The sequence below is a fragment of the Saccharopolyspora erythraea NRRL 2338 genome, assembly GCF_000062885.1.
GTDB classification, from domain to species: Bacteria; Actinomycetota; Actinomycetes; order Mycobacteriales; family Pseudonocardiaceae; genus Saccharopolyspora_D; species Saccharopolyspora_D erythraea.
The window spans coordinates 290,714-310,194 of record NC_009142.1 but is presented as its reverse complement, the minus strand read 5'-3'; the positions used below and the strand labels follow the sequence as shown (position 1 = coordinate 310,194).

Annotated in this window: 20 protein-coding genes; 8 read left to right on the top strand and 12 right to left on the bottom strand. The window is 70.3% G+C overall.

The window, feature by feature from the left end; all coding sequences use genetic code 11:
• Window positions 1-66: 66 nt before the first annotated feature.
• Window positions 67-348: a hypothetical protein gene (locus SACE_RS01350; protein WP_011873001.1), complete on the bottom strand. Its 282-nt coding sequence runs from the start codon at window positions 346-348 to the stop codon at window positions 67-69.
• A gap of 268 nt (window positions 349-616) precedes the next feature.
• On the opposite strand from SACE_RS01350, the gene leuA reads away from it, so the two are divergent.
• On the top strand, window positions 617-2,407 hold the full coding sequence (leuA, locus tag SACE_RS01345) for a 2-isopropylmalate synthase (protein ID WP_011873000.1): 1,791 nt from the start codon (window positions 617-619) through the stop codon (window positions 2,405-2,407).
• Between the two features lie 205 nt (window positions 2,408-2,612).
• Here leuA and SACE_RS01340 read toward each other — a convergent pair whose 3' ends face one another.
• Entirely contained in the window at window positions 2,613-3,299 is a 687-nt protein-coding gene (locus tag SACE_RS01340) for a DedA family protein (RefSeq protein WP_009946981.1), read from the bottom strand.
• An 836-nt stretch (window positions 3,300-4,135) separates the two neighbouring features.
• On the opposite strand from SACE_RS01340, the gene SACE_RS01335 reads away from it, so the two are divergent.
• Window positions 4,136-4,297 carry a hypothetical protein gene (locus SACE_RS01335; RefSeq protein ID WP_011872999.1) on the top strand — a complete coding sequence of 54 codons (162 nt, stop codon included), beginning with the start codon at window positions 4,136-4,138 and terminating at the stop codon, window positions 4,295-4,297.
• Window positions 4,273-5,913, top strand: a complete 1,641-nt coding sequence (locus SACE_RS01330; RefSeq protein ID WP_009946983.1) for an alpha-amylase family protein — start codon at window positions 4,273-4,275, stop codon at window positions 5,911-5,913. The genes SACE_RS01335 and SACE_RS01330 overlap by 25 nt, the downstream gene beginning before the upstream one ends.
• A 25-nt stretch (window positions 5,914-5,938) precedes the next feature.
• On the opposite strand, the gene SACE_RS01325 is transcribed toward SACE_RS01330, so the two are convergent.
• Window positions 5,939-6,235 carry a hypothetical protein gene (locus tag SACE_RS01325; RefSeq protein WP_009946984.1) on the bottom strand — a complete coding sequence of 99 codons (297 nt, stop codon included), beginning with the start codon at window positions 6,233-6,235 and terminating at the stop codon, window positions 5,939-5,941.
• 115 nt (window positions 6,236-6,350) lie between these two features.
• On the opposite strand from SACE_RS01325, the gene SACE_RS01320 reads away from it, so the two are divergent.
• The 4 genes from SACE_RS01320 to SACE_RS01305 all read left to right on the top strand — a co-directional run bounded on the left by SACE_RS01320 (window position 6,351) and on the right by SACE_RS01305 (window position 9,702).
• Complete coding sequence (locus SACE_RS01320) at window positions 6,351-7,202, top strand: helix-turn-helix domain-containing protein (RefSeq protein WP_011872998.1); 852 nt, start codon at window positions 6,351-6,353, stop codon at window positions 7,200-7,202.
• Entirely contained in the window at window positions 7,199-7,393 is a 195-nt protein-coding gene (locus tag SACE_RS01315) for a DUF397 domain-containing protein (protein WP_009946986.1), read from the top strand. Before SACE_RS01320 ends, SACE_RS01315 begins: the two co-directional genes overlap by 4 nt.
• 84 nt (window positions 7,394-7,477) lie before the next feature.
• Window positions 7,478-8,164 (top strand): response regulator transcription factor, encoded by a 687-nt coding sequence (locus SACE_RS01310; RefSeq protein ID WP_029621641.1) that lies wholly within the window; start codon window positions 7,478-7,480, stop codon window positions 8,162-8,164.
• Window positions 8,161-9,702 carry a HAMP domain-containing sensor histidine kinase gene (locus SACE_RS01305; RefSeq protein ID WP_037302777.1) on the top strand — a complete coding sequence of 514 codons (1,542 nt, stop codon included), beginning with the start codon at window positions 8,161-8,163 and terminating at the stop codon, window positions 9,700-9,702. Before SACE_RS01310 ends, SACE_RS01305 begins: the two co-directional genes overlap by 4 nt.
• A gap of 7 nt (window positions 9,703-9,709) precedes the next feature.
• Here the strand turns inward: SACE_RS01305 and SACE_RS01300 are convergent, their stop codons facing one another.
• Window positions 9,710-10,606, bottom strand: coding sequence for a LysR family transcriptional regulator (locus SACE_RS01300; protein ID WP_009946989.1), 897 nt, complete (start codon window positions 10,604-10,606; stop codon window positions 9,710-9,712).
• A gap of 73 nt (window positions 10,607-10,679) precedes the next feature.
• Between SACE_RS01300 and SACE_RS01295 the strand changes: the two genes are divergently transcribed.
• Window positions 10,680-11,597, top strand: coding sequence for an EamA family transporter (locus tag SACE_RS01295; protein ID WP_029621642.1), 918 nt, complete (start codon window positions 10,680-10,682; stop codon window positions 11,595-11,597).
• Between the two features lie 36 nt (window positions 11,598-11,633).
• Here the strand turns inward: SACE_RS01295 and SACE_RS35980 are convergent, their stop codons facing one another.
• The 8 genes from SACE_RS35980 to recR all read right to left on the bottom strand — a co-directional run bounded on the left by SACE_RS35980 (window position 11,634) and on the right by recR (window position 19,478).
• Window positions 11,634-11,801: a DUF4236 domain-containing protein gene (locus tag SACE_RS35980; RefSeq protein ID WP_009946992.1), complete on the bottom strand. Its 168-nt coding sequence runs from the start codon at window positions 11,799-11,801 to the stop codon at window positions 11,634-11,636.
• 62 nt (window positions 11,802-11,863) lie between these two features.
• Window positions 11,864-12,970: an ABC transporter ATP-binding protein gene (locus SACE_RS01290; RefSeq protein ID WP_009946993.1), complete on the bottom strand. Its 1,107-nt coding sequence runs from the start codon at window positions 12,968-12,970 to the stop codon at window positions 11,864-11,866.
• Window positions 12,971-13,090: 120 nt separating this feature from the next.
• Entirely contained in the window at window positions 13,091-14,083 is a 993-nt protein-coding gene (locus SACE_RS01285; protein WP_009946994.1) for an ABC transporter ATP-binding protein, read from the bottom strand.
• Window positions 14,084-14,100: 17 nt separating this feature from the next.
• Complete coding sequence (locus SACE_RS01280) at window positions 14,101-15,030, bottom strand: ABC transporter permease (protein ID WP_009946995.1); 930 nt, start codon at window positions 15,028-15,030, stop codon at window positions 14,101-14,103.
• Window positions 15,031-15,040: 10 nt separating this feature from the next.
• On the bottom strand, window positions 15,041-16,051 hold the full coding sequence (locus SACE_RS01275; protein WP_009946996.1) for an ABC transporter permease: 1,011 nt from the start codon (window positions 16,049-16,051) through the stop codon (window positions 15,041-15,043).
• A gap of 120 nt (window positions 16,052-16,171) precedes the next feature.
• Window positions 16,172-17,860, bottom strand: a complete 1,689-nt coding sequence (locus SACE_RS01270) for an ABC transporter substrate-binding protein (protein ID WP_044547085.1) — start codon at window positions 17,858-17,860, stop codon at window positions 16,172-16,174.
• Between the two features lie 149 nt (window positions 17,861-18,009).
• On the bottom strand, window positions 18,010-18,534 hold the full coding sequence (locus SACE_RS01265) for a uridine kinase family protein (RefSeq protein ID WP_009946998.1): 525 nt from the start codon (window positions 18,532-18,534) through the stop codon (window positions 18,010-18,012).
• A 347-nt stretch (window positions 18,535-18,881) separates the two neighbouring features.
• The gene (gene recR, locus SACE_RS01260; protein ID WP_009947000.1) at window positions 18,882-19,478 is read right to left on the bottom strand and encodes a recombination mediator RecR; all 597 of its coding nucleotides are present in this window, start codon (window positions 19,476-19,478) and stop codon (window positions 18,882-18,884) included.
• Window positions 19,479-19,481: the final 3 nt, after the last annotated feature.

Genomic DNA, 19,481 nt, shown 5'->3' with positions numbered 1-19,481 from the left:
CAGCCAGAGGACGCCTGAGGTTCCGCCACCGACACCGCCCCCGCAGGCGAGTTCAAAGACAGGCGCTCAGCCGAACACGCGGGCCAGGAGGCCGGTGACCAGCACCCAGAACACCGCCGCGAGCCCGAAGTCGGCCATCACCTGCAGGACCTCGTCGCCCGCGTCGACCATGCCCGGGAAGAACAGCGCGAGCGGCTCCGCGGCCTGCCGCACCGAACCGGCGAGCCCGTTCTCCGTCGGGAACCCCGTCAGGACGAAGACGATGTGCAGCACCAGCATCGCGGCGATCACGAAACCGGCGCCGTTGATCAGCGTCGCGACACCGGACCGACCTCTCTTGGCAGCCATGATCCCAGTCTGCCCGGTCACACCCGCGTGCTGAACACCGCAGCTCGCGGCGGTCCGGTGCCCACCATCTGGGACGACGGCTTGCACACCGGCCCACGGTTGCGGTTAGCCTGGGTCCGTGGCACGCGTTCTCCTGCTTCGCCGCCGCGACGGGGTCTGATCAGACCGGCCCCTCGTCGCGGGGTATGAACGCGCCGGTCGGCAACCGATGGAGCCCCGGTATCCGCAGAACCCCGCGGCAGCGAACAGAGCAGGAGTTTTCCCCGCGATGAGCATTCCCCCTGAACCTCAGACCCCGATCTCCAACCGCGTCCGCAAGCCCTCGCGCCCGGCGCCGGCCGACCAGCAGCCCTGGAACCCGCAGCTCGGCAGCTCGATGCCGTTCCACCGCTACCGCCCGTTCCACGAGCTGGTCGAGGACGTCTCGCTGCCCGACCGCACCTGGCCGGACAACCGGATCACCCGCGCCCCGCTGTGGTGCGCGGTCGACCTGCGCGACGGCAACCAGGCGCTGATCGACCCGATGTCGCCCGCCCGCAAGCGGCGGATGTTCGACCTGCTGGTCCGGATGGGCTTCAAGGAGATCGAGGTCGGCTTCCCGGCGGCCAGCCAGACCGACTTCGACTTCGTCCGCGAGATCATCGAGGACGGCGCGGTACCCGACGACGTGCGCATCCAGGTGCTCACCCAGTGCCGCCCGGAGCTGATCGAGCGCACCTTCGCCTCGCTGGAGGGCGCGGCGAAGGCGGTCGTGCACATCTACAACTCCACCTCGATCCTCCAGCGCCGCGTGGTGTTCCGCGAGGAGCGCGAGGGCATCAAGAAGATCGCCACCATGGGCGCGGAGATGGCCCTGGAGTTCGCGGGCAAGTACCCCGACACCGACTTCCGCTTCCAGTACTCGCCGGAGTCCTACACCGGCACCGAGCTGTCGTACGCGGCCGAGGTCTGCGACGCGGTCACCGAGATCTGGCAGCCGACGCCCGAGCGGCCGGTCATCCTGAACCTGCCCGCCACCGTCGAGATGGCGACCCCCAACGTCTACGCCGACTCGATCGAGTGGATGCACCGCAACCTGTCCCGCCGCGACTCGGTGCTGCTGTCGCTGCACCCGCACAACGACCGCGGTACCGGTATCGCCGCCGCGGAGCTGGGCTACCAGGCGGGCGCGGACCGCATCGAGGGCTGCCTGTTCGGCAACGGCGAGCGCACCGGCAACGTCGACCTGGTCGCGCTGGGCATGAACCTGTTCAGCCAGGGCATCGACCCGCAGATCGACTTCTCCGACCTGGACTACATCAAGCGCACCGTCGAGCACTGCAACCAGCTGCCGGTGCACGAGCGGCACCCGTGGGGCGGCGAGCTGGTCTACACGGCGTTCTCCGGCAGCCACCAGGACGCCATCAACAAGGGCCTGAACGCGCTGCGCGAGGAGGCCGCCAAGGCGGGCGCCGAGGTCGACGCGCACCCGTGGGAGGTCCCGTACCTGCCGATCGACCCGAAGGACGTCGGCCGCAGCTACGAGGCCGTGATCCGGGTGAACTCGCAGTCCGGCAAGGGCGGCGTCGCCTACATCATGAAGACCGAGCACCAGCTCGACCTGCCCCGCAAGATGCAGATCGAGTTCTCCAAGCTGGTGCAGGCGCGTACCGACTCCGAGGGCGGCGAGGTCACGCCGGACCAGATGTGGGCGGTTTTCTCCGACGAGTACCTGGGGGCGCGTACGCCGCTGGAGCTGGTGCGCCAGCGCCTCGACGGCGAGGCGGGCGACGAGACGATCACCGCGACGGTGGTCGTGGACGGCGACGAGCGCGAGATCACCGGCAGCGGCAACGGCCCGATCGCGGCGTTCGTCGACGCGCTGAGCACGGTCGGCTTCGACGTGCGGGTCATGGACTACAGCGAGCACGCCCTGACCGCCGGTGACGACGCCCTCGCCGCGGCCTACCTGGAGTGCGCGGTCGGCGACGACGTCCTGTGGGGCGTGGCCATCGACAGCTCGACGGTGAAGGCTTCGCTGCACGCCATCGTCTCGGCGGTCAACCGCGCCGGCCGCTGACCGCACCCGGCATTGAGACCGAACGGCCGGTCGCCCGTCCAGCTCGGACGGCGCGACCGGCCGTTTTCGCGTCAGGGCAGTCAAGTCAGCGTTCGGCATCCGGGCAGGCAGCGCTTGATGGCCGGGGACGCAGTCGTCGGCTTCCGAGGCCGGAGCCCGTGGGCGGCTCGATGGGCTTTGGGCGACCAGGGGCGGGCCTCTCTTGCTAGGCCTTCTCCGTCCCGCTGAGAGCCTCCGCGGCCTCTTCCGGGGATGCGGCGTCCGCGGCGCCGTCGGCCTCTGCGGCCTCCTCGGCTTCGACGGCGCGCTCGGTGCGGTGGCGGACGTAGAGCGTGATCGCCACGCCGATCAGGACGGTGATGAGCAGCGCGACCCACGAGAACCGCTTGATCCAGTGCTCGGCGACCACGCCGAACAGGTACGCGACGGTGGTGACGGTGCCCGCCCACGCGATGCCGCCGGTGGCGTTGGCCAGCAGGAACTTGCGGTACTGCATGCCGAGGATGCCCGCCAGCGGTCCGGCGAGGATGCGCAGGAGCGCGACGAACCGGCCGCCGAAGACGGCCCACGCGCCCCAGCGGTCGAACGCGCGCTCGGCGGCGGCGATCCGCTTCGGGCCGAAGTGCTTGGGCATGCGGCGGCCGAGGCGGGTCAGCAGCCCCCGCCCGTACTTCTTGCCGACCGCGTAGCCGACCGAGTCGCCGATGATCGCGCCGGTGGCGGCGATGCAGCCGAGCAGGACCGGGTTCACCATCCCCTGCGACGCGGCGACGCTGGCGGAGACGAGCAGGATCTCGCCGGGGAGCGGGATGCCCACGCTCTCCAGCCCGATGATCAGCCCGACCGCCAGGTAGATCGCGACGGGCGGGATCGACTCCAGCCACTCAATCATGCATTTTGCCCGTTTCGCCCAATTGATACCGATTCCGCGCCGTCGCCCGGTCGGCGGACAGCGAACTGCCGCCAGGGTACGGATGCCAAACCCGATCCCACCGTGCGTCCGGCCACTCCGCCTCGGCCGATCGGCCATTTCGTGCGCGCGCTCGCACGAATGTGACACTGCTCACTCGGCCTTGCGCGGATCTTCCACGCCGACGGTTCGTCCGGTTTTTCCGCGCCACCACCGGAAATTCGCGCGCGCCGGCCCCCGAATTACGGAACTGAACCGTCCGACTCGACGAACTCACTCGACCAAAGATGGTAGTGCCGGCTCCTCCGCCACCTTCACACTTCAGGGCACGTCGCGATGTGCGGCATGCAGATTCAGCGACGCCCCTGGGGATACGGGTAACGGGGGAGCGGCCGGAGCAGGTTTCGGGGACCGTCGGGGTCCGGTCGCTTTCCCACCCGCGATCCGCGTCGAGCGGCCCTCGAGACGGGCAGCACCTCCGATCCGCGGCGAGCAGCAGCACACGAGATCCGGCGAGCGGCTCTCGAACCGCGGCGAGTCAAGTCAGCCGTTCCGGTATTGCCGCAGCGCACCGCGCGTGCCGGTTTTGGGTGTCTCATCCGCGCTACGCCACGCTTCCGCCTCCTCCGCGCCGTGAAGCGCACCTCCACCCGTTAGGTGTAGTCAGCTTGAACGCGGTGCCGTCCGCACGGTTCAGTCAATCCCCGAGACGCTGCACGGATCGACCCGCTGGAGTGGAGATGTGGCCCACCGAGGACCCGATGGAACAGCTCCGTTGGCGGATACCGTGCACCAACCCCGCAGCCGAGAATCGCAGGGTGACCGTCCTGGTCATGGGTGACCGGGTGGCCGTGGTGGTGCCGCCGGCCCAGATCCTGGTCTTCGAACCGGACGAGGCCGACGACCTCGCCGCACTCCTGGACAACGCGGCTGAACTCGCGGGGGAGGAATCGGCGTGGGCTTCATCGACACCGATCTGAGCTTCGACCCGAAGGACCCCTACTTCCCCGCGCCCGGCACCTACGGCGTCGAGTGGGGCGTCCAGGTGTTCACCGAGGACAACGGCTACGCCATCCACGCGGGCTGCGCCTACGTCCACGAGACCGACCGCGTCACCGTGCACAGCGACCGCTTCGCGCTGTTCGGGCAGCAGACCACCGTCGACGCGGGCGTCGTCGACGCCGAGGTCGTCAACCGCGATGGCGTGCTGGAGTGGTCGATCAAGGTCCGCCACACCGAGGCCGTGAAGGCCGTGAAGCTGATGCTGCGCGGTCTGCCGCCGGAGCAGCTCCGCGCCGGGTGGTGGACGCCGAACACCGGCCGCGGCTGGGCGCACGGCGTCAACGGCCACCGCATCCAGCTCGAGTACCCCGGGCCGGACATGGCGACGGCGTGGCTGGCGGTGGGCGACGAGGCCGAGTGCTCGACGCTGAGCATCCGCGACCCGCGGGTGCGGCGGCAGATCGTGCACGTGCGGCACCCGCAGTACTCGCCGCTGCCCATCGTCGAGGTCGTGCACGTGACCTCGGCCGACGACCGCTCGCAGACCTACCGCGTGCCGCCGGTCCGGCTGCGGGTCCGGGCCAGCAGCGCCGTCGCCGACCAGGACCTCGACGACCACCTGGCGTTCGCGGAGAAGGCGCACGGCCTGCGGCCGTGGGAGACCCGGCCCGACGTCCCGGACTGGATGCGCCGCGTCGCGCTGGTCGTGACCCTGCACGGCCAGCACTGGACCGGCTACGTGTTCAACACGTTCCCGCAGATGGAAGAGGCTCTGCGGTTCGTCACCCAGCACATCGAGGGCCACCGGGTGCTGGCGTACCTGCCCGGCTGGGAAGGCCGCTACTACTACGCGTATCCGCAGTACCGGCCCGGTCCCGACCTCGGCGGCGACGAGGGATTCGCGGCGCTGGCCGGCACCGCGCGGGAGCTGGGCGTGCGGCTGATGCCGATGTTCGGCGGACACGGCGCGAACGTGAAGCAGTACCCGAAGTGGGAAGACGCGGTGCTGCGCAACGACACCAACCGCTACGTCGAGCTGCTCAACCGCCCGGACTGGGACACCGACCGCGTCGGCGAGGGCAACCAGGTCTTCCTCAACCCCGGCGAACCCGGTTTCCGCGCGCACCTCGTGGAGTCGATCTCGGCGATGGTGCGCGAGTTCGGTGTCGACGCGGCGTTCCTGGACACCCTCGGCTACTGGTTCAACGACCCGCGCTACGACGTCATGGACGGCTGCCGCCTGCTCAGGGCCGAGCTCCTCCAGCGCCACCCCGACCTGCTGCTCGCGGTGGAGGGCTGGTGGGACGCGCTGTCGGCGCTGTTCCCGCTCGGCCAGCACTGGTTCGGCACCGACCGCGACATCCGCAAGCCGCGCGTGCTCACCCGCTACGCGCGCACGACTGGGCACCTGGCGGAAGGAACGCCGGGGCCGGGCAGCACCGGCGTGCACGAGAAGGGATTCGTGCCCCGGCCGCCGGACACATCGCGCGAGGGCCACATCCCGGTCCTCGGCATCGTCGACGACACGCTGCCGACCCACGCCGAGGAGGTCGCGGCGATCTGCCGCTGGGCCAGGGACAACGGACCGCGTTAGCGAAGGACCCGGCTGGACTGCGACGTCAGAAGTCCCAGACGGTGGCGGGGCGTCCCAACCGCTCGTACTCGGCCACGCAGTCCTCGCACTGCCGCGTGACGGATTTCGTCTTCGGCACGTCCGGCCACGGCGTCGATGTCGGCAGCTTGAAGCGGCGAGCGCACAGCACGAGAACCTCGGACCCGGCGGGCAGCGCACCCGGCCGGGTCGTCGTGCCGTGACGGACGTCCTCGCCCACGGGGACGATCCAGAACACGACGTCGGAGCGGTACGCGGTCGGGAGGACGGTGCCGCACCGGGCGCTGCCTTCATCGGCGAACATCGCAACCTCCATGCCGTTCTGCGCGTGTTACAACAATTTTCGGGCTCTCGGTAACACTGCAAAACTCCCCATCCGCGTGATCCACTGGACACGAATGCCCAGCTAGGATCGCTTCATGGGTGGAAACACCGGAAGAACTCCAAAAGCTCGCGCTCTCGGCGCGGAACTGCGAGAACTCCGGCAGTCGCACGGAATCAGCCAACGTGAACTGGCCAGGCTGGTAACGATCTCCAATGCGTCGATGTCACGCTACGAAACCGGCGACCGGATCCCTACACCGGAAGACGTAGCGAGCATCGTCACCGCGCTCGGAGAAGGCGGGGAACTGCGGGAGAAGCTCATCGAGATGGCCCGCGACGCCGCGCAGCCGAACTGGCTCTCCACCGGGGCGGCGGGCGGGCACAACGAGCTGACGACACTCATCGAGTTCGAACGCACCGCAACGCACATCGCTGAAGTCGCTCCCATGATCGTGCCCGGCCTGCTGCAAACCAGCGACTACGCGCGGGCGATCATGGCCGATCTTCCTGCTGCCGAGATGGAACCGTTCGTGACTCTGCGAGTGGGACGCCGGGATGTGCTTACCCGGCGACGACCGGTTGATTTCGAAGCCTTCATCGCCGAGCACGTGCTCCGGATGCCGATCGGCGGCCATGAGGTCATGGCCGACCAGTTGTCGCACTTGCTCAAGTTCGCTGAGCTGCCGAACGTGTCGGTCCGGGTCCTCCCGACGACCTTGCAGCGATGGAGCTTGGTGTTGGAGGGCGCGTTCATCTTGTTCCGGTTCCCCAAAGCGGCGCCGATCGTCAACCTGCAGCACTACAGGTCGAGCGCCTTCTTGTACGACACCGCAGACGTGAAAGATTATGTCGATGCGGTTGACGCCCTCCGGGAAGCGGCACTGAGCCCAGCCGCCTCGGCGGAACTCATCGCCTCGTGCGTCGAGGAAATGGAGGACATCGAATGATCGACACGCCCACGGGGTGGCGCAAGTCCAGCCGATCCGGCCAGAAGTCCGCGTGCGTCGAGGTCGGCCGGGCGGCTGACGGCGCCGCCGTCCGCGACACCAAGGACCGGGCCGCCGGGTACTTCACCACCACCGCCCCGCAGTGGTCGGCCTTCATCACCGGCATCAAGGCGGGGCGCTTCGACCGCTGAGCCGAGCGCGGCTTGGTCGCGATTTGCTGACAGGTGCGGACCGGGGCCGCTGGGCCGCACCCGGCTGGGCTAGCGTCCGACCCCATGTCGAGGGTTTTGCTGGTGGAGGACGACAACGCGCTGGCCGAGGCCCTGGCACTGGCGCTGGGCGGCCTCGGCCACGACGTGCGGGTCGCGGCGTCCGGCGAGCAGGCGCTGGGGCTGATGTCCGACGACGCGGCGACCGACGTGGTGCTGCTCGACGTCATGCTGCCCGGCATCGACGGTTTCGAGGTCTGCCGCCGCATCCGCGCGGCGAGCACGGTGCCGCTGATCCTGCTTACCGCCCGCGGCGACCCGGTCGACGTGGTCGTCGGCCTGGAGCACGGCGCCGACGACTACGTGGTCAAGCCCACCGAACCGCGCGTGCTCGACGCCAGGATGAAAGCCGTGCTGCGCCGGTCGGCGCCCTCCCCGGCCGGTTCCCGGCCCGGCATGCGCTTCGGCTCGCTGGAGATCGACCCGCTGGCGATGACCGTCACCCGCAACGGCGAGGAGCTCCAGCTCACCGCCACCGAACTGCGCCTGCTGCTGGAGTTCGCCGACCACCCCGGGCAGGTGCTCAGCAGGCAGGTGCTGCTCAAACAGGTCTGGGACTACGGCTACGTCGGTGACTCCCGCATGGTCGACGCCGCGGTGGCCAGGCTCCGCGCGAAGATCGAGGAGGACCCCGCGCACCCCGTCCTGCTGCGCACCGTGCGAGGTCTCGGCTACCGGTGGGAGCGGCCGTGAGGCGTCCGCGCCTCGGGCTGCGGATGCGGATCGTCGTCGCCCTCATGGTGGTCACCACCACGGCGACGGTCGCGATGGCGTTCGCGGCGTACCGGCTGCAGGCCACGGGCACGACCGACCGGTTCAACGCGGCCGCCAGCGCCGGGTTCCTGTCGGACCTCAGCCAGGCGCAGGCCAGGTACCGCACCGCCGCCGAGCCGAAGGACCGGATCAAGACGGTCGCCGACTACATGATCGGACGCAAGGGCCTGCACTGGTCGGTCGTCGACTTCATGCCCAGCGCCAACGGGCCGGCGCCGGGACCGGTGTGGCTGCTGGAAGGACCCGACTACTACTACGGTCCGCAGCTCAGGCCGGAGCACGTGGACGCGTCGTCGTTGCGGTTCGAGGGTTTCCCCGAGCCGGCGTTCGTCGCCACCACCACGCCGTGGGTGAACCGCACCGCCGGTCTGGTGGCCAGGGCCCGCACCGGTGGCACGACCACCGAGACGGTGCCGGTCGAGGGCGGTGGGCAGCTGCTGGCCTTCGCTTCGCGGGTCGGTCCCGACCTGGTTCTCGTGGAGTTCTACGACATGCAGCCGCTGCACTCCGAGCTGTCGCAGCTGCGCAACGCGCTCGCGGTGGTGGCGCTCGGGGTTTCGGCGCTCGGCGTGGTGCTGGCGCTGCTGGCGGCGGCGAGCGTCCAGCGGCCGGTCCGCAAGGTCGCCGCCGCCGCGCACCGGATCGGCGAGGGCGCTTTCGACACCCGGCTCCCGGTTCGCGGCAAGGACGAGATCGCCGAGCTCACCAGCGCGTTCAACACGATGGCGCAGCGGCTCGGCGACTCGATCGAGGAGCTGCGGGTCAAGGACCGCCAGCAGCAGCGGTTCGTCGCCGACGTCGCCCACGACCTGCGCACCCCGACCGCCTCGCTGGTCGCGGCGGCCGACAGCCTGGAGCACCCGGACCCGGAGTCGCGTTCCCGGGCGGTCGCGCTGGTCTCCACGCAGGCCCGCCGGCTGGCGAGGCTGGTGGACGATCTGCTGGAGATCTCCCGCTTCGACTCCGGCGCCGCCGAGCTGCGGCCGGAGGGCGTCGACCTGCGGGAGCTGGTGCGCGAGGCGATCGAGCTGGTCACGTGCGATGCCGACGTGCGGCTGGACGCCACGGCGGACACCACGCTCGTCGGCGACCCGCGCAGGCTGCACACGATCGTCTGCAACCTGCTGGCCAACGCCGTGCACCACGGTGCGGAGCCGGTCACCGTTGCGATCGACGGCACCGATCCCGGGCAGGTCGTCCTGCGCGTCGCGGACTCGGGTCCGGGCGTGCCGGAGGAGTTGACGCGGATCCTGTTCGACCGCTTCGTTCGGGGCGACCGGGCGCGCAGCGCGACCGACGGCAGCGGCCTGGGCATGGCAATCGCCCAGCAGAACGCCCTCGTGCACGGTGGGCGGATCACCGTGCACAACGACGGCGGTGCCGTCTTCACCCTCACCCTGCCGCGCGGCGACCGGTCGGCCACCGGATCGGACGCGCCCGGCCCGTCAACCGCGTAGCACCCGACTACCCCGTCACGCTCGCCGCTTCGGCCAGCAGGGCGTCGAAGACCGCCCGGACCGCGGGCCGTTCCGACGCGCCCCGGCGGGAGACCGCCTCCACGTTGCGGCCCGCGCGCACGCCCGCGAGCGGGCGCAGCACCAGGCGCGGATCGTCGACCGTGTACCTCGGCAGCAGCGCCACGCCGAACCCGTCGGCGACCAGCGCCTCGATCACGCGGAAGTCGTTGATGCGCTGCACGACCTTGGGTCGTGTGCCGGTGCGCACCGCCAGCGAGCGCAGGACGTCGTCGACCGGGAACCCGATGTCCACGCTCACCCAAGGCTCGCCTGCCAGCTCCGTCAGCTCGACGCGATCCCGGCTCGCGAGCGGGTGGCCGCGAGGGAGGGCGACGTCGAGGGGCTCGCGCAGCAGCGGCGTGATCTCCATCCGCTCGCTGTCGAACGGCTGCGCCTGGTCGTCGCGGTGGGCCACCACGATGTCGAAGTCGGCGACCAGCGCCTGCACCTCCGGCGGGGTCATGTCGACGTCCCGGCACTCCAGCGAGACCTCGCGGATCGCCGACATCCGACGCAGCAGTCCGGGCAGCAACAGCAGCGCGCCGGAGGGGAACAGGGCCACGCGCACCGTCCCGCGCGGCGTGGAGCGGTAGGTGTTCAGCTCGGCCTCGGCGCGGTCGAGCACCGCGAGCACCTCGTCGGCCCGGGCCGCCAGCGCCCGGCCCGCGTCGGTGAGCCGGAGACCTCGCCCGGCCGGTTCGGTGAGGGTGACGCCGACCTCGGCCTGCAACGCGCGGAGCTGCTGCGACACCGCCGACGGTGTGTAGGCCAGCGCCTTCGCGACCGCGGTGACGGTGCCCCGGTCGGCGAGCTCGCGCAGCAGTCTCAGCCTCCGAACATCCATGAAGGAATACTACAGCGATATTGCAGATTATATCGCTTGTGCTTCATAGTGAGCGGCGCTCACCATCGAGTGCGTGACTGCCAGAGACCGGTTGTTGGCCCTGTTCGTCGTCCTGCTGTGGGGCGTCAACTTCATCGCTATCGACTTCGGCCTTCAGCACTTCCCGCCGCTGTTCTTCGGCGGACTGCGCTTCGCGCTGATCGCCCTGCCCACGATCCTGTTCGTGCCGCGGCCGAAGGTGCGGTGGCAGTGGCTGGTCGGCTACGGCCTCGGCTTCGGGACGCTGCAGTTCGCGTTCCTCTTCGTCGCGATCGAGGTCGGGATGCCGACGGGACTGGCGTCGCTGGTGCTCCAGGCTTCCGCGCCGTTCACCGTGATCCTCGGCGCGCTGCTGCTGCGAGAGCGGCTGAACGCGTTGCAGGGTCTGGGAATCGCGATCGCGGTGCTCGGCATGGTCGCGATCGGCTGGAACCGGGCGCAGGACGCCGCGCTGCTGCCGGTCGTGCTGACCCTGCTCGGCGCGCTGGGCTGGGCGTTCGGAAACCTGTGCAACCGCAAGGCGAACCCGCAGAACCCGCTGCACCTGGCGCTGTGGATGTCGGTCGTGCCGCCGCTGCCGATGTTCGCGCTGTCGGCGTTCGTCGAGGGCCCGGTGGTGGGCTGGCAGGCGGTCTGGACGTCGTTCACCACGCAGACCGGCCTCTACGCGCTGTGCGGGCTCGCCTACATCATCGTCTTCGCCACGGTGATCGGCTCGGGGGTCTGGACGGCGCTCATGGGTCGCAACCCGGCCAGCTCCGTCGCGCCGTTCACCCTGCTGGTGCCGGTCGTCGGGTTCACCTCGGCATGGCTGGTGCTGAACGAGCAGCCAGACCCGTTCGAGCTGGTCGCGGGCGCCGTCGTGGTGGGCGGGGTGCTGCTCGGCAGCATCCGGCGCGGCAAGCCCGTCGAGCTCCCGGAACCGGAACCGGTGCTCACGCCGGCGAGGTGACGACGGCGGGCGGTGTGCGAAACCGCCTGCTCGCCGCTACTTCGACTGCCAGTAGCCCGGTCCAGGGGTGTCGAAGGTGTGCTTGCGGGTCTTGGCGTTCCACGACCAGCGGCCGACCTTCAGACCCCACGAGGAAAGGCCGCGCTGGGTGACGTGCAGCACCAGCGGGCCGATCCGGAAGCTCTTGCGCAGCTTGAAACCCATGACCCCATCGTGTCGACCGATCGCCGAGCGGCGCAACCACCCGACATCGGAGAAGGCGCTCCTCAGCCGAGCGCCTCGGTGGTCGAGGCCGGCGAGGTGGAGCCGACGGCGATGCCACCGAAGTCGTCCGGCGCGACCGCCTCGGCCTCGACGTCGTGCTTGGCGATAGCGCCGCTGCGGATCTCCTCGGCGTAGTGGCAGGCCACCCGGTGACCGGGGGAGATCTCGCGCAGCACCGGGCGTTCGGTGTCGCAGCGAGTCTGCTGCTTCCACGGGCAGCGGGTGTGGAAGCGGCACCCCGTCGGCGGCGCGGCCGGCGAGGGCAGGTCACCGGAGAGCAGGATCTGCTCCCGCTGGTCCTCCACGACCGGGTCCGGCACCGGGACCGCCGACAGCAGCGCGCGCGTGTAGGGGTGCAGGGGCTCGGTGTAGAGGTCGTCGGACTCCGACTCCTCCACGATCCCGCCCAGGTACATCACCCCGATCCGGTCGGCGATGTGGCGGACGACCGCGAGGTCGTGCGCGATCACCAGGTAGGTCAGGCCGAACTCGTCCTGCAGGTCCTCCAGCAGGTTGAGCACCTGCGCCTGCACCGAGACGTCGAGCGCCGACACCGGCTCGTCGGCGACCAGCAGGTCGGGGCCGACCGCCAGCGCGCGTGCGATGCCGATGCGCTGGCGCTGCCCGCCGGAGAACTCGTGCGGGTACTTGCGCAGCGACGTCGACGGCAGCCCCACCGCGCTGAGCAGCTCGCGCAGGCGCTTCGCCGTGGACTCGCGGCCCTTGTCCAGACCGTGCGCGCGTATCCCCTCGACCAGCAGCGACTCCACCGACTGCCGCGGGTCGAGCGAGGCGAGCGGGTCCTGGAACACCATCTGCATGCGACGGCGCATACGGCGCAGCCGTTCGCCCTTCATCGCCGACAGGTCGGTGCCGTCGAAGACCACCCGGCCGCCGGTCGGCTTCTCCAGGCGCAGCAGCGCGCGCCCGAGCGTCGACTTGCCGCAGCCCGACTCGCCGACCAGGCCGTATGTCTCGCCCTTGCGGACGCGCAGCGACACCCCGTCGACGGCGTAGACGTAGCCGACCGTGCGGTCGAGCACCACCCCGCGCTTGATCGGGAAGTGCACCGCGAGGTCGTCGACCTCCACCAGGAGCTGCTCGGTCATGCCCTCTCCCCCGAGGTCGTCGTGGTCGCCGTGCTCGCGGAAAAGCCCCTCACGAGACCTCCTGCGTCTTGCGGGACACCCGCACCCGGTCGGCCCCGCGAGCAGTAGAACAAGCGTTGCTCACGAGACCTCCATGGAAGACGATTCCCGCACCGGGTTGTGGCAGCGCAGCAAGCGCGCCCCCACGTCCACACTGACCTCCGGGGTCTGCTGCTGGCAGACCTCCAGCGCGTTCGGGCAGCGGGGGCAGAACGCGCAACCCGCGTCCCACGGGATGTTGTCGCTGATCGAGCCCCTGATCGGGGTGAGCTTCTGCCCCCTGGTCGCGTCGAGCCGGGGGATCGACGACAGCAGGCCCGCCGTGTACGGGTGCCGGGGCCGGGCGAACAGCTCGTGGCGGGCCGCACGCTCCACGACCCGGCCCGCGTAGAGCACGTTCACCTCGTCGCAGAGCCCGGCGACCACGCCCAGGTCGTGGGTGATCATGATCAGCGCGGTGTCGGTCTCGGCGACCAGCTTGGTCAGCAGGTTCAGGATCTGCGCCTGGATGGTGACGTCCAGGGCGGTCGTCGGCTCGTCGGCGATCAGCAGCCGCGGCCGGCACGCCAGCGCCATCGCGATCAGCGCCCGCTGCCGCATGCCGCCGGAGAGCTGGTGCGGGTACTCCCGCAGCCTCCGGCGCGGGTCCGGGATGCCGACCTTGGCCAGCAGCTCCTCGGCCTCCGGCATGGCCTTCTTGCGGGGCAGACCGCGATGCCGCTCGATGACCTCGGCCACCTGCACGCCGATGGAGACCACCGGGTTCAGCGAGGTCAGCGGGTCCTGGAACACCATGCTCAGGTCCCGGCCGCGCCGCTTGTCCAGCTCCTGGCGGGACAGGCCGAGCAGCTCGGTGCCGTCGAAGGTGATCGAGCCCGAGACCTCCGCGCCGCGCGGCGGGAGCAGTCCCATGATCGCGAGCGAGGTGACCGACTTGCCGCACCCGGACTCGCCGACCAGGCCGACGGTGCGCCCGGGTTCGACGTCGAAGGAGATCCCGTCCACGGCGGTCACCGGCGGCTCGCCCTTGCGGGCGAAGACCACCGAGAGGTCGCGGACTTCCAGCAGCGCCATGTTCGTCCTCGAGGTCCTCAGCGTCGTCTCTTCGGGTCCAGCGCGTCCCGCAGCGACTCACCGACCAGGGTGAAGCCCAGCGCGACCAGGATGATGCAGCCCGCGGGCCAGAACGCGAGCTGCGGGTGCGAGTCGATGACGGTCTGCGCGCCGCCGAGCATCTGGCCCCACTCCGGGATCGAGTCGTCGGCGGCACCGAGTCCGAGGAACGACAGCGCGGCGGCGTCGATGATCGCGACCGCCAGCACCAGCGTGGCCTGCACGACGACCGGGCCGAGCGCGTTGGGCAGCATGTGCCGGAACACGATCGCGGTCTCCCGCACGCCCAGCGCCCGAGCCGCCAGCACGTGGTCGCTCGCGCGCTGCGCCAGCATCGTGCCGCGCAGCAGGCGTCCGAAGATCGGCACCTGCACGATGGCCACCGCCAGGATCACGGTGAACTGCGTCTGGCTGGCGAACAGCGCCCCGATCGAGACGGCCAGCAGCAGCGACGGCACCGAAAGCATCACGTCGACGATCCGCATGACCACCGAGTCGACCCAGCCGCCGAACGCGCCCGCCGTGACACCGAGGACCAGACCGCCGCCGAGGCCGATCACCGTGGCCAGCACCGCGACCAGCAGCGTCTGCTGCGAACCGAGCAGCAGCCGGGAGAACAGGTCGCGGCCGTACTGGTCGCCGCCGAGCGGGAACCCGTCCTGCGGCGGCGGGATCGTGTTGGTCGCGCGGGAGACCTGGTGCTCCAGGACCCGCAGCGCCGGGTCGTGCGGCGCCAGCCAGGGCGCGGTGACGGCCAGCACCACGAAGATGCCGATGATCGCCGCGCCGACCAGGAAGACCGGGCTGCGCCGCAGCCGCCGCCACGCCGACGCGGCGAGGCTCACCCCGGAGTCGGCCGTGCTCTCGGCGAGCTCGTCGATTCGCGCCTTGCGCGTGTTCAGCACCACGTCCGCCCCCTCACCGCGTCCGCAGCCGCGGGTCGATCATCGCGTACGAGAGGTCGACGATCAGGTTGACCAGCACGTACACCATCGCCGCGGACAGGATCACGACCTGCAGCACGGGGAAGTCCTTGCGCTGGAAGCCGACCGCGACCGCCTGCCCGATGCCGGGGATGTTGAACACCCGCTCGGTCAGCACCGCGCCCGCCAGCAGCGCGCCGGTCTGCAGGCCGACCGTGGTGACCACCGGCAGCATCGCGTTGTGCAGGATGTGCCTGGTCCTGATCACCATCGCGCTCAGGCCCTTCGCCCGCGCCGTGCGCACGTAGTCGTCGTCCATCACGTCGAGCACCGCGGCCCTGGTGATCCGGAAGATCACCGCGAACGGGATGGTCGACAGCGCGATCGCGGGCAGGACCAGGTGCACGAAGGCGTTCCACGCCGCGTCCCACTCCCGGGTCAGCAACCCGTCGAGGATGTAGAAGCCGGTCACCCGCGTCGCGTCCATCCCGGTGTCCTGGCGGCCCGAGGCGGGCAGCATGCCGAGCTCGACGGCGAAGACGAACTTCAGCAGGAACGCCAGGAAGAACACCGGAACCGCGACGCCCACCAGCGACCACGTGATGCTCAGGTTGTCCAGCCAGCTCCCCCGGCGCCGGGCCGCCAGGTAGCCGAGCGGGATGCCGACCGCGACCGCCAGCAGCAGCGCCAGGATCGACAGCTCCAGCGTCGCCGGGAAGCGCACCAGGAAGACCTCCAGCGCGGGCGCACCGCGCTGGACACCGGTGGAGGTGCCGAAGTCGCCGGTGACGGCGCGCTCCAGGAACTTCCAGTACTGCACGAAGATGGGCTGGTCCAGGCCGAGCTGCGCCTCGAGCTTCGCGCGGGACTCGGGCGTCGCCCGGTCGCCCAGCAGCGCCGACACCGGGCCGCCGGGCAGCGCCCGCAGCCAGGCGAACAGCAGGACGGACAGCACAGCGACGACCAGCACGAGCTGCGCCAGCCGTCGAACCGTATAGCGGAGCACTAGTCCCCCAAGGTCGGTCCGTGCGCGACGTGCGCGCCGCGCCCCCGTCCAGGCCGGTGGCGCTGCCGGTCACAACCGGCAGCGCCACGACCGGAGCCGGGTCGGCGCAACGCCGTCACGTCACTCGGAGAGGCTCACCGTCGCGAACTCTTCGTCCGTCAGCGGCGAGGGGACCAGGCCCTTCACCCGCTCGTTGAGCACGAGCGCGGGCGGCGAGTGCGACAGCGGGACCGCGGGCAGGTACTCGGCCAGCAGCTTGCGGTTGATCTGCTGGTACATCGCCTGCCGCTTGCCCTCGTCGGGCTCGCTGTCGGCGGCGCGCAGCTCGGCGGCGAGCTGCTCGCCCCACGGTGCGCCCGCGGTGTAGAAGCGGTTCGTCGGCGTGCCGAAGAACGTGCCGATGTAGTTGTCCGGCGTGTTGTAGTCGCCGGTCCAGCCGAGCAGGAAGATGTCGGCGCGGGCGTTGTCGACGTCGTCGATGTAGCCGCCGTTCCACGGCTTGCTGACCGGGTTCACCGTGATGCCCACGGCGCGCAGGTCCTCGGCCAGCGCGTTGTAGATGCCCTGGGGGTCCGGCATGTAGGGCCGGGTGACCTCGGTCGGCCAGTAGAAGTTGACCGTCAGGTTCTGCTGCCCTGCCTCGGCGAGCAGCTGCTTGGCCTTCTCCGGGTCGTGCGGGTACTTCTGCACGTCCGGGGCGTATCCCTCGACGGTGTCCGGGTAGAACTGGGTGGCCACCTCGGCGCCCTCGGGCATGTTGGCCTTGACCAGGTTGTCGCGGTCCAGCGCGTAGGCGATGGCCTGGCGCACCCGCAGGTCGTTCAGCGCCGGGTTGTTCTTCTGGGTGAAGCCCAGGTACATGATGTTGAACGGGTCGCGCACCAGCACGTTGTGCCCGGCGTCGCGCAGCGCCTGCAGGTCGGCGGCGTTGGGGAAGTCGTAGCCGTCGATGCTGCCGGCTTCCAGCTCCTGCTTGCGCGAGGTCTCGTCGGGGATGATCCGGAAGATCAGCTCGCCGATCTTGGCCTTCTCGCCCCAGTACTGGTCGTTGCGGGCCAGCTTGATGGTCTGGTTGCCCTCGTCGTAGCCGCTGAACTTGAACGGCCCGGTGCCCGTCGGGTGCGCCTTGGCGTACTCGGGGTAGGAGAAGCTGTCGCCCTGGGCCTGGACGTTGTTGGCCTGGTACTGCTCCATCGCGGCCGGCGACTGCATGCTGAACGACGGAAGACCGAGCAGGTCCGGAAACTTCGACGTCGCGCGCGTCAGGTGGATCACCGCGGTCGCCGGGTCCGGCGAATCGCAGGAGGAGTACAGCGACGGCGTCTGGCCGTCGGCGAACCCACCGAAGTTCTCGATCCAGTAGTACGAGAGCGCCTGGTTCTGGCCCGCGCCGGTCTGGTGGTACCAGCGCTCGAAGTTCTTGCAGACGGCCTCGGCGTTGAAGTCGGTGCCGTCGTGGAACTTCACGCCCTCGTTGAGCTTGAACGTCCACGTCTTGCCGTCCGGTGTGGACTCCCAGCTCTTGGCCAGCTCCGGTTCGACCTCGGCGGTGCCCGGTTCGAAGCCGACCAGGCCCTCCATGATCTGCCGGGTGACGCGGAAGGTCTCGCCGTCGGATGCGTAGAAGGGGTCGAACAGGTCCGGGGCGCCCGCAGCACCGAAGGTCAGGGTGCCGCCTTCGCCGCCGGCGTTCTCGCCTCGCTGCGAAGTGGCGCAGGCCGCAAGCGTGACCGCCATGGTGCAGGCGATCCCCGCGGTCGCGACGCGCCGCCGCAATGTCCGGTGCGGCGTCGACGGAGCTTTACTCATCAAAGCACCTCGGTGTGTCTCAGGTCTCAGAGTGACGTGAGACTAACCTGGCATTTCGCGCACGGGGAGGCCTTGAGGTTACGATCCAGCTACTTAGGGCGACCTAAGGGGATCGCCGTTTTTCCCAGTGTTGCCAACGTTTTCGGCGCTCAGCGGCGTTGGCGGGACAACGGTGAAGATCGTTGGCGGAGGATGTCGGCGCGGTGCTTCGCGCCGTCCTCGGCGAACCAGCGGCGCTCGAACTCCTGCCAACGGAGCAGGTGCGGACGACTCCATTCGCCGTCGCGGGCGACCGCGCGCTCCAGCCGCAGAGCGGGATCGCCGACCTCGACCCAGATGGCGAGCGACAGCCGGTCGGCCACCGCGCGCCGGGCGGACGAAACGCCCTCGACCACCAGGACGTCGGGCACCTCGACGTCGACCCACGCACCGAGGACCGGCTCCCCGCCGGGCCATTCGGTGCGCTGGTAGCGGCCGGGCTCGCCGCGCCGCAACGGATCGAGAACGCCCTCGGCCAGGCGCGGCCACCACCCGACCGGCTCGTCCCAGGTGGCGAAGTCATCGGTCGGCACCAGCGCGGTGCGCAGGCCGTCCGCGCGCAGCGCGGCCACCAGGCCGCGGGCGAACACCGACTTGCCGGACCCGGAGGGTCCGTCGACGGCGACCAGCCGCACCGCGCCGAGACGCGGCGCGGCGGCGCGAACCAGGGCAGCGGTGTCGGAAGCCCCCGATGGGGCTTCCGATGGCGCCTCGCGCCGTCCGGCCGAAGGCCGGACGCCCTGTTCAGAGCGAGGATGTGCGGACTGATGCATCAGAAAGGAAGCACTCCAGAAGGACAGCCCGTCACCGGCCATTCGGCCGAGTTGGTACGGGCCGTCCCCATCACACTTTCGCCACCGGAGTCCTGCATCCGTCCTTCGGCCGGATGGCGCGGAGCGCCATCCGAAGCGCCATCTGGCGCTTCGGACCCGTCCTTCGGCCGGATGGCGCTGGCGCGCCATTTGAAGCGCCATCTGGCGCTTCAAACAGCCCGACGCCCGGACAGGGCACGGCCCAGGGTCAGTTCGTCGGCGAACTCGAGGTCGCCGCCCATGGGGAGGCCGGAGGCCAGGCGGGTGACGTTGAGGCCCGGGAAGTCGCGGAGCATGCGGACCAGGTAGGTGGCCGTGGCCTCGCCCTCCGTGTTGGGGTCGGTCGCGATGATCACCTCGGTGATCTCGTCGCGGCCGATCCTGGTCAGCAGCTCGCGCACCCGGAGCTGGTCGGGTCCCACCCCGGAGAGCGGGTCGAGCGCACCGCCGAGCACGTGGTAGCGGCCGCGGAACTCCCTGGTCCGCTCGACCGCCAGCACGTCCTTGGGCTCCTCCACGACACAGACCACCGCCGGGTCGCGCCGGGCGTCGCGGCAGATGCGGCACGTCGGCTCCTCGGAGACGTTGCCGCAGATGTCGCAGAAGACCACGCCCTCCTTCACCTTCTGCAGGACCTCCTGCAGCCGGGTGACGTCCGCGGGCTCGGCCGCGAGGAGGTGGAAGGCGATCCGCTGCGCGCTCTTGGGACCGATGCCCGGCAGCCTGCCGAGCTCGTCGATCAAGTCCTGGACGGGACCCTCGTACACGTG